Source organism: Bradyrhizobium sp. HKCCYLRH3073 (assembly GCF_051167995.1).
Taxonomy (GTDB): domain Bacteria; phylum Pseudomonadota; class Alphaproteobacteria; order Rhizobiales; family Xanthobacteraceae; genus Bradyrhizobium.
Genome location: NZ_JBNPUD010000013.1, coordinates 185,580 through 194,555 on the forward strand (window position 1 = coordinate 185,580; position 8,976 = coordinate 194,555).

7 protein-coding genes are annotated in these 8,976 nt (G+C 63.6%); 4 read left to right on the forward strand and 3 right to left on the reverse strand.

Going from position 1 to position 8,976, the window contains the following annotated elements; all coding sequences use genetic code 11:
- Window positions 1-29: 29 nt before the first annotated feature.
- Entirely contained in the window at window positions 30-830 is an 801-nt protein-coding gene (locus ACQR1X_RS26480) for an AraC family transcriptional regulator (RefSeq protein WP_316218205.1), read from the reverse strand.
- 93 nt (window positions 831-923) lie between these two features.
- On the opposite strand from ACQR1X_RS26480, the gene ACQR1X_RS26485 reads away from it, so the two are divergent.
- Window positions 924-1,475, forward strand: a complete 552-nt coding sequence (locus ACQR1X_RS26485; protein WP_315801517.1) for a carboxymuconolactone decarboxylase family protein — start codon at window positions 924-926, stop codon at window positions 1,473-1,475.
- Between the two features lie 146 nt (window positions 1,476-1,621).
- Here ACQR1X_RS26485 and ACQR1X_RS26490 read toward each other — a convergent pair whose 3' ends face one another.
- Window positions 1,622-2,533: a LysR family transcriptional regulator gene (locus tag ACQR1X_RS26490; RefSeq protein WP_434848176.1), complete on the reverse strand. Its 912-nt coding sequence runs from the start codon at window positions 2,531-2,533 to the stop codon at window positions 1,622-1,624.
- Window positions 2,534-2,639: 106 nt separating this feature from the next.
- On the opposite strand from ACQR1X_RS26490, the gene ACQR1X_RS26495 reads away from it, so the two are divergent.
- The 3 genes from ACQR1X_RS26495 to ACQR1X_RS26505 all read left to right on the forward strand — a co-directional run bounded on the left by ACQR1X_RS26495 (window position 2,640) and on the right by ACQR1X_RS26505 (window position 5,853).
- Window positions 2,640-3,611, forward strand: coding sequence for an alpha/beta fold hydrolase (locus tag ACQR1X_RS26495; protein WP_434899931.1), 972 nt, complete (start codon window positions 2,640-2,642; stop codon window positions 3,609-3,611).
- A gap of 26 nt (window positions 3,612-3,637) precedes the next feature.
- The gene (locus ACQR1X_RS26500; protein ID WP_434899932.1) at window positions 3,638-4,450 is read left to right on the forward strand and encodes an alpha/beta hydrolase; all 813 of its coding nucleotides are present in this window, start codon (window positions 3,638-3,640) and stop codon (window positions 4,448-4,450) included.
- 230 nt (window positions 4,451-4,680) lie between these two features.
- Window positions 4,681-5,853, forward strand: coding sequence for a hypothetical protein (locus ACQR1X_RS26505; RefSeq protein WP_434887443.1), 1,173 nt, complete (start codon window positions 4,681-4,683; stop codon window positions 5,851-5,853).
- Here the strand turns inward: ACQR1X_RS26505 and ACQR1X_RS26510 are convergent.
- Window positions 5,847-7,892: an acyltransferase family protein gene (locus ACQR1X_RS26510; protein ID WP_434899933.1), complete on the reverse strand. Its 2,046-nt coding sequence runs from the start codon at window positions 7,890-7,892 to the stop codon at window positions 5,847-5,849. The two genes, ACQR1X_RS26505 and ACQR1X_RS26510, sit on opposite strands and share 7 nt — an antisense overlap.
- Window positions 7,893-8,976 lie beyond the last annotated feature (1,084 nt).

An 8,976-nucleotide genomic window follows, 5' to 3' on the forward strand; every position in this document is an offset into this window, starting at 1 on the left:
AACGCCGGCCGGCGAAACGGCCGCTCGGGCTACCGCACCTCCCGCGGTGGGCGCCCCGACACCCGGCTGAACACACGCGAGAACGCCGCGGCGCTGTCGTAGCCGACCTGCGAAGCGACGCTCTTGACGGACTTGCCCTTGGCAAGCAGCTGCCGCGCCAGCGTCATGCGCCAAGCCGTCAGATAGTCGATCGGCGTTCGGCCGACGCGCGCCCGGAACAGATCGGCGAAGCGCGTGCGCGACATGCCGGCGATATCGGCGAGATCCTCGAGGCTCCACGCCCGGCCCGGCGCGTCATGGATCGCGGTCAGCGCCTTCGCCAGGCGCGGGTCAGCGAGCCCGGCGAGCACGCCGCTCTCGACCGCGCCGCTGGCGACGACGTCGCGGACGATCAGGATCAGCAGATAGTCGAACAGCCGGTCCAGCGCCGCCTGCCGACCGCCGCCATCGGCAAACCCCTCGGCGACCAGCAGGTCGCAGACCGGCGTGAGCGTCGGATGCCCGGCGAGCGGCAGCACCACGAGCTCGGGCAGTCCCTCACCGATCGGATTGCCCTCGGCGCCGCCGAGCTCGACGGTCGCGCAAACGAGATCGGCACCACGCTCGGGATCGACGACGAAGCGATGCGTCCGTCCGCGCGGAAAGAACATCAGGGTCGGCTCGTGCAGTTTCAAGTCGTCTGCGCCCGGCTGGGTCAGGGTCAGCAAGCCGGCCTTGAACAGGTGCAGATGGCCCTCCGGTCCGAATTCCACGGTGTTGCAAAGGTTGCCGGAGAAGAAGGTCCGAGCCCGCGGCGTGACATGGGCAAACAGCGCGGCAAAAGGGTCCATGGGACGATCTGCAATGTTTCTGGCACCTAAAGCCACACATAGTCCGGCATGGAGGGGGCGTGCAAGCCCGCACCTCACACCAAGGATGTTCCCATGCCCCGCATTGCTCCCGTCGACACCGTCAGCGCCGATGCCGGCGTCGTCGCCACACTGTCCGCCGTGAAGGCCAAGATCGGCATGACGCCGAACCTGTTCTCGACGCTCGCGCAGTCGGGCGCCGCGCTGAACGGCTACATCGCCTTCTCCGATGCACTCGCCAAGGGCGCGCTCACCGCGAGGCAACGCGAGATCGTCGCGCTCGCGGTCGCCCAGGCCAATGGCTGCGAATATTGTCTCTCGGCCCATTCGCTGATGGGCAAGGGCGCAGGCCTCAGCCCGGACGGCCTCCGCAAGGCTCGCGAAGGCACCGCTGATGACGCCATCGACGCAGCCGTCGCCCGCCTCGCGCGCCGCGTCGTCGACACCAAGGGACAGGTCGCCGACGCCGACCTCGCCACGGCGCGCGCGGCGGGTCTCGACGACGGCCGGCTGATCGAGATCATCGCGAACGTCGCGATCAACGTGCTGACGAACTACGTCAACAACGCCGCGCACACCGACATCGACTTCCCGAAGGTCGCGCTCACCCTGCAGACGGCTGGGTAAGGAAGCCTCCCAGACGATCCATGCCGTCGCGCACTGCATCTGACAGCGTCTGTTGACGGAGCATCCTCGAACATGGCGCGGCGGCCGGGCGCAAACCCCGGCCGTTGTCGCTTGCGAGGGTCGCAGAACATCCTTTGAGGCAAGAACTAAGGTTCTCCCCTCGCGCCCATCCGCTCCACGAGATAGTCCACGAACACGCGCACGCGCGCGGGCATGTTGGGACCGCCGACGAACACGGCGTGGAAGACTTCCCTGTCGCCGGGATTGAACGCCTCGAGCAGCGGCACCAGCCGTCCCTCTGCGATCGCGTTGCCGAGGCTGAAATCGCCGACGCGGGCGATGCCGACGCCGTCCAGCGCGAGCTCGGTCAACGTGTCGCCGCTGTTGGCTTCGACGGCGCCGCGCAGCTTCAGCGCATAGTCGACGCCGTCGCGGCGGAACGGCCACACCGGCTCGGCGCGGCGGAAGCTGAAGTTCAGGCAGTTGTGGTTGGTGAGGTCTTCCGGCGTCTGCGGCACGCCCCAGCGCGCCAGATAGTCCGGCGAGGCGACGATGGTGCGGCCATTGGCGCCGAGGCGCCGCGCGGTGAGCGCGCTGTCGGCCAGCGGACCGCCGCGAATCGCCACGTCCGCCTGCCCCGCCGCCACGTCGACGAGCCCGTCGCTCAGATTGATGTCGACCAGGATGTTCGGATAGCGCCGCACGAACTCGCCGAGCAACGGCACGATGCAGATGCGGCCGTGCGACAGCGCGGCGCTGACCCGGATGCGCCCGCGCGGCGCGCCCTGATCCGCGATCGCCTGCTCGGCCTCGTCGAGATCGGCGAGAATGCGGCGGGCGGCCGCGAGATAGACCAGGCCCTCGGCGGTCAGCGTGAGCACGCGCGTGGACCGCAGCAGCAGCCGCGCGCCGAGCCGCGCCTCGATGCGGTCGAGCGTGCGGCTGACGGCCGACGGCGTCAGCCCGAGGCCCCGGCCCGCGGCCGAGAAGCTGCCGCTGTCGGCGACCGCGCAGAACACCTCGAGATCCCGGGCGCGGTCCGCGCTGGCCAGTACCATCTTTGCGTCCAGATCAAAAATCTTTGGCGTTACTACCCTCTAATACCGCGATTGGGGTTCGTCTAGCTTTGCGTGCATCAACACGATGCAACCTACGGAGACCGTCATGACCCTGCCCCGCCTGCTGCAACGAACCGCCCTCGCCGCCAGCGCGCTCACGATGCTGACCAGCGCCGCCCTCGCCGACGCGACCGAGGCGCCGGGCCATTTCCCGAAGAGCTTCCGCATCCAGGAGATCCCGACCAACGGCACCACGCTCCACGTCCGCGTGGGCGGCACTGGACCCGCGGTCGTGCTGCTGCACGGCTATGGCGACACCGGCGACATGTGGGTGCCGCTCGCCGCCAAGCTCGCCGAGAACCACACCGTGATCGTGCCCGATTTGCGCGGCCTCGGCCTCTCCGCCCGCGCCGACAAGGGTTTTGAGAAGGCCAACCAGGCCGAGGACATCACCGGCGTCATGGACGCGCTGGGCGCGCGCACCGCCGAGGTCGTGGCCCACGACATCGGCAACATGGTCGCCTATGCGCTGGCAGCGCGGCATTCCGACCGCGTTACCAAGCTGGTGCTGATGGATGCGCCGGTGCCGGGCATCGGCCCGTGGGAGGAGATCCTCAAGAACCCGCTGCTGTGGCACTTCCGCTTCGGCGGCCCCGACATGGAGCGCCTGGTGGCGGGCCGCGAGCGCATCTATCTCGACCGCTTCTGGAACGAGTTCTCCGCCAACCCTGCGCATTTCCCGGAGGCCGCGCGCGTCCACTACGCGGAGCTCTATGCCGGCCCCGGGCGGATGCATGCCGGCTTCAGCCAGTTCGCCGCCTTCGATCAGGACGCCATCGACAACCGCGCCTGGCTCGCGGCCCATGGCAAGCTGACGATGCCGGTGCTGGCGATCGGCGGCGCGGCGTCCTTCGGCCCGACCATGGCGGTGGTGGCGCGGGCCGGCGCGAACAACGTGCAGGAGCAGGTCATCGAAGGCTCCGGCCATTGGCTGATGGAAGAGCAGCCCACCGCGACGGTCGCTGCGATCGACGCCTTCCTCAACGGGCAGCCGGCCGCCACGCCGTCGCGCAACTGATCCAACGCATCAGAAGGGCGCCAATCATGTCGACCCCCACACTTGATGATGCGATCGTCGCAGCCAACGCATCGCAACGGCCTGCGGTCATCTTCATCCACGGCCTGTGGCTGAAGCCCAGCTCGTGGGATCGGTGGGTCGAACTGTGCGACGCCGCCGGCTATGCCGGGCTGGCGCCCGGCTGGCCGGCGGAGATGGGCGGCGCCGCAGCGCCCGAAACGATCGGCGAGGTGGCGGCGCACTTCGCCGCGATCGCGGGCGCGCTCGACCGGCGCCCCGCCGTGATCGGCCATTCCTTCGGCGGCCTGATCGCGCAGATCCTCGCCGGCCGCGGGCTGTCGGCGGCGACGGTCGCGATCGATCCGGCGCCATTCCGCGGCGTGCTGCCGCTGCCCGTCTCGGCGCTGCGCTCCGCCTGGCCGGTCCTGCAGAACCCGCTCAATGCCAACCGCAACGTCAGTCTTACCCCCGAACAATTCCGCTACGCGTTTGCGAACTCCGTGCCGGAAGCCGAGAGCGACGCATTATACGAAACCTACCAGGCGCCTGCCCCGGGCCGACCGATCTTCCAGGCCGCGGCCGCCAACCTCAATCCCTGGACCGAGGCCCACGTCGACAGCGAGGCCGTCGAACGCGGCCCGCTGCTGATCATCTCCGGCGAGCACGACCACACCGTGCCGCCCTCGGTCGCCCGCGCCGCCTACGATCGGCAGAAGCGCAACCAGCACGCCGTCACCGAATTCGCCCAATTCCCGCAACGCGGCCACTCGCTGACCATCGACAGCGGCTGGCGCGAGGTGGCGGAAACGGCGCTGGGGTTTGTGGGGCGGTTTCTTTAGCGTTCGGCCACTCCGTACTTTAGCGGGGGTTCCCACTCGACGACTACGATCTTGAGAGGGCCGGAGGAGGAACTGGCTCGAAAAACGGCGGGTTTGACTGAGTTGAAGCGAAGTCGGCGACCCAAACGCAGATCGCGGCAGTTGACACAGCCCATGGTTGAACCTTACCAGACAAAGCCTAGAAAGTTAGTTGATCCTAGATTTGAATTTTCCCGATTGGATTTGGTTTGGTGGGACGATTTCTTTTCGTCTTGATTGTGCTTACGGGCACGCTCCTCAACGCGCAGTCACGCCCTATAGGGACTATCGGTCGGAGCGGCCCCCTTCCGCTTGCGTGCGACCAGAACATTGTTGCGTTCGGAGGAAACATACGAATTACTCTTCCCGCGGCGACTGGCATCGAAGATGGATGCGATATCGTTCTCGTCAACGAAGAGTCCGAGGCCGGCAAGCTCTTGATCGACTTCCCACAAGACATCAACCCACGGCTTTATCCAAACCAGTCGGTCGGAATAACAAGCTACAAAGGTCGTTGGATTTCGACGCACAAGCCCGGTCGATACAAAGTTCCGAATGGAAGTTTGAAGATCCTCGTCGATAATGACGGCGATGATGGCAACGACGGCATCAGCAGGCCAGTGAAGTATCTCGCCACCGCCGTTCAGCTGATCCAGCAGGACCTCGACACCCGCCAATCGCTCGTAACGATCGCGCCGACCATCGGCCAAACCTTCAAAGATGACGCGGTTGCCATTAGTGGGCAGCCCCTGGGCAGCAATTTGATCGCACTATCTCCGAACGGAAACGGAACGATAAAGCTGGTGCATGCAGCGACGTGCATTACGGCAGGCGACAATGGTGAGCTGTTTCTATGGGCGGATCAATTTGGGCCGCAGGGGCAGATCGAGATGCACTGCAATCGGGACAACAACCCGAATACACCGCAAATGCTCGCACACAACAACGGCGTTTTCGACGGCTCAGGAAAGCTCGTCTTTCACGGATCTGGCGACAAGGATATCGCTATTTCGTTTGACGGTCCAACGGCAGGATCGTCCTTCAATGGCGGAATCCAAGTCGCCGGTCATTTCGATATCGTCTGGCGCATGGAGCAAGGCGGAGGGCGGTTTACGCTAGGCTGCAGCTCTCAAGGATGCGCCAGCATAGAGCCGATAGCGGACGAGTCCGGCGACATGCCGAGCATCAACCGTTTGTTCATGGTCATCGGTAGCGAACAGCTACGTATCGGGAACTGCCCCAGGAGGGATGGCTATCGCAAGGTGGGCCCATCCATTGTCGGAGGCAACGGCCTGCTCGTGAAGTTCGGCTGCTTTATCCCGGGTACGCCCGACGGCGTGCCACTGATGACGCAGAACGGAAAAGTGTACGACTCAGCTTACTGACTGCCCAAAGACCTCAAAATCAGGGGGGCTAGCTGTTGGCGCGCCAACCAGACCGAGGCGAATGGGCGGAGGTGAACCGTATCAGCCGTGATCAGCCCTTCGCGACGGTTGTCTCCGAGGAAAGCAAGGCACCCCTCTGCGCTACAGAACGGTTGCATTTCGTCCACGAAGTCGAAGGGCTCGTCGCGCTTCAGCTGCGATTGAAACTTTTTGGTGAACGACATCAACTCGTCATCGAGGTGACCCGGTATATACCGCGGGGTCGACTTCCAATACTCATCCAGAATGATCTTGTGCAGAAAGCGCTTCCAATGCGGCCGCTGACCAAGCACGAGCACCTTCTTGACGCCATACCCCTTCACCATCATCGAAAACTTGCGGATGTACTCGATGTCGAACGAGTTGTTCGATGAAAGCAACAGAACATCGGGCGGATCGATCTCGATCCGACGCAGCGCAAAGTAGTTCGCCATGTTGCAGTGGTGAGTTTCTATGATGTGCTCGATAATTGGACTGACTTGGCAGCCCGAACTGTGGATCAGCAGTACCGAGACATCTTTCGGAAGAACTTCATTGAGCCCGTAATATAGATCCGCAGCATTGGAATCTCCGATAATGAGCACACTCTTGTCGGAGTGCCGCATATAGCAACTGGGATCGATGGCCTTTCTTGGCGCGAGCGTGGGGACCGGACTATCCCAGGCGTAAAAGTTACAGCGGTTCTGCATGATATCCTGAGCCTCAGCCTGGATCAGCGGCGACCCGCCATAAAAATACGCCGCATATTCACGCTTGTTCTCGTCGTTGATCCGGCCCGGGAAACCCTGCATCGCGACATCGAGGAGCCCAAATGCGCCGATGGCGATCATCGCCATTGCTAGCCCTGGCACCATCCAGACCCGCCGCTCGCCAGACCGGATGGGCTTCTCGAGAAACTGATAGGTGGCCCACGCGAGGCCGACTGACGCACCGACCAACAACGTGATGACGGCCTGCGGGGGCGGCGAGGCTCCATAGTGGATGCGCGCAAAAGTCAGCAGCGGCCAGTGCCAAAGATACAATGGATAGCTGATCAGACCGATCCAGACCATGACTGGATTTGAGAGGAGCACCCGGTTGAGCCAAGCCCCCGGCCCGGCGAGGATGACCAGGTAGCTTCCAAGGACCGGCATCAGCGCCCACCAGCCCGGAAACTCTTGTCGGCGCGTGATCATGAGGACTGACGCACCAATCAGCGCGATGGCCGCGACCGAAACGAAGTCGCGGTAGAGCTTTCTCTCATCCACTCCGCCGCGTTCGAAGAGAACGGACGCCATCACCGTTGCGATGCCATTTTCGATCCACACCGCCGCCCGCGGCGTCGAAAATGCCAGATAGGCTAGAATGCTGCCCGTCGCCAGTTCCCAGAAGCGGGCGCCCGGGGAATAGAATGCAGCAACAGGGTTGGATGGCGTAGCCTTGATGTTGAAGACGAATGAAGCTGCGAACATTGCGACGAAAACCGTGAAAAGGTTCAGGCGCAGCCGCCAGGCAATCCAGATCAGCGCCGGCCACACGAGATAGAACTGCTCCTCGATGCCAAGCGACCAGAGATGCAGCAGGATTTTGGTGTCTGCCGCAACGTCGAAATAGTTGGCTTCCTGCCACAGAGCAAAGTTGGAAACAAAGCCCGCGCCAGCGGCCACATGCTTACCGAGCAGACGGAAATCGTCTGGCAGTAGCAGAAGCGCGCCCGCTGCTAACGATGCGGTTAGCACGAGCGCGAGCGCGGGAAATATCCGTTTGATCCGCCGGGCGTAGAAGACCTGAAAGCTGAATGTGCCACTTTCCAGCCCGCCGAGAATAATTGATGTGATAAGGAAGCCCGATATCACGAAGAAGATGTCGACACCGACAAAGCCGCTTCGGAGCGTGCCAGGGAAGGCGTGAAAGGCGACCACGGAGAGAACGGCGACAGCTCTCAATCCGTCTATGTCTGGCCGGTAGAGAGGCCCATGGACGGCGTCCCTGGCGTGGCGCACCTCGGCTGGTGAATGCATAACGACCCGCTCTCTTCCGCACGCGCCCAAATACTTCCGGCGCGAGCAAACTCATTAATCTGCAATTTTTTGGCGATCAAACCCGAAATGGTGACGTAAGCTCAAACCCCGCTGACATTTTCATGTCCCCTTGTGCACCCAGTCCTGTGGACCTCGGTCAGTTATTCCTCCTCTACGTCTGCCTCCGTTGTCCCCAGCGACGGCCGTTTGCCGTCAGCCGATGCTCGGATCAAACCCACCAGCGCGTCTCGGCAGAGCCACCGGCTGCTCGCAGCTTGAGCGCGATCAAGGACCGCGCGCGTTCGGTGGCTCCAAGAGTCCTCGGAACTCCAGTCCTGTTCAGCTATCGGTTCAGATCGACAAATTCACAGCCCGTCAAATCTTATTTCTTTTTCCCAGAAATCATGATACATGTTGCGCCATCCCGTGCCCGCCATGAGGGGCGCTTCGCGATCGTCACGAACGTGGGGCGCGGGATGCGGTGGGCGCGTCGGGTCGCAGCGGGCTTAGGTCTCGCGGACGAACGATCCGGTGCGCACGGTCAAGCCGTGTGGTCCTGGCATCCCGGTGCTGATGCCAAGTCCGTGACGACGATGTTGCGGATGACGGGGGCAAGAACGCCGGTCCCCGGGGAGAGCTCGGAGCAGCCGTCAAAACCATCGCGCAGGGAGGGCCGGGCGTGTTCGGCCAGACCTGTGGTGACTGCCGCCTGCTTTTTTCTGCAGGCGGGCCACGGGCGCGGCCAGCGCCCGGCCTTCCCTGCGCCCTCTGCTTTCGAGAGGGCGAAAGATCAGCAAAGCTCGGACGCCGATGGCGCCGCGAGGCTGAGAAGGTGTGTCGCGAAAGGAGATCCGAAGTTGAACGCAGTCGTTCAATGCGTGACCACGGATGGTCCGACACGATCGGCCGACGCTGCGCACCGAGCCGGAGCGCAATCGTACAATCCTCATTGTCGTCATGGCCGGGCTTGTCCCACGGCTGTCCGGTTCAGGCAGGCTGGACAAGGCGCATGGCGTGGATTCTTCTGCGGTCTTGAGCATCGCCAAATGTTCGAGACACACCAGGAAGGTCCCGCCATGCCGCA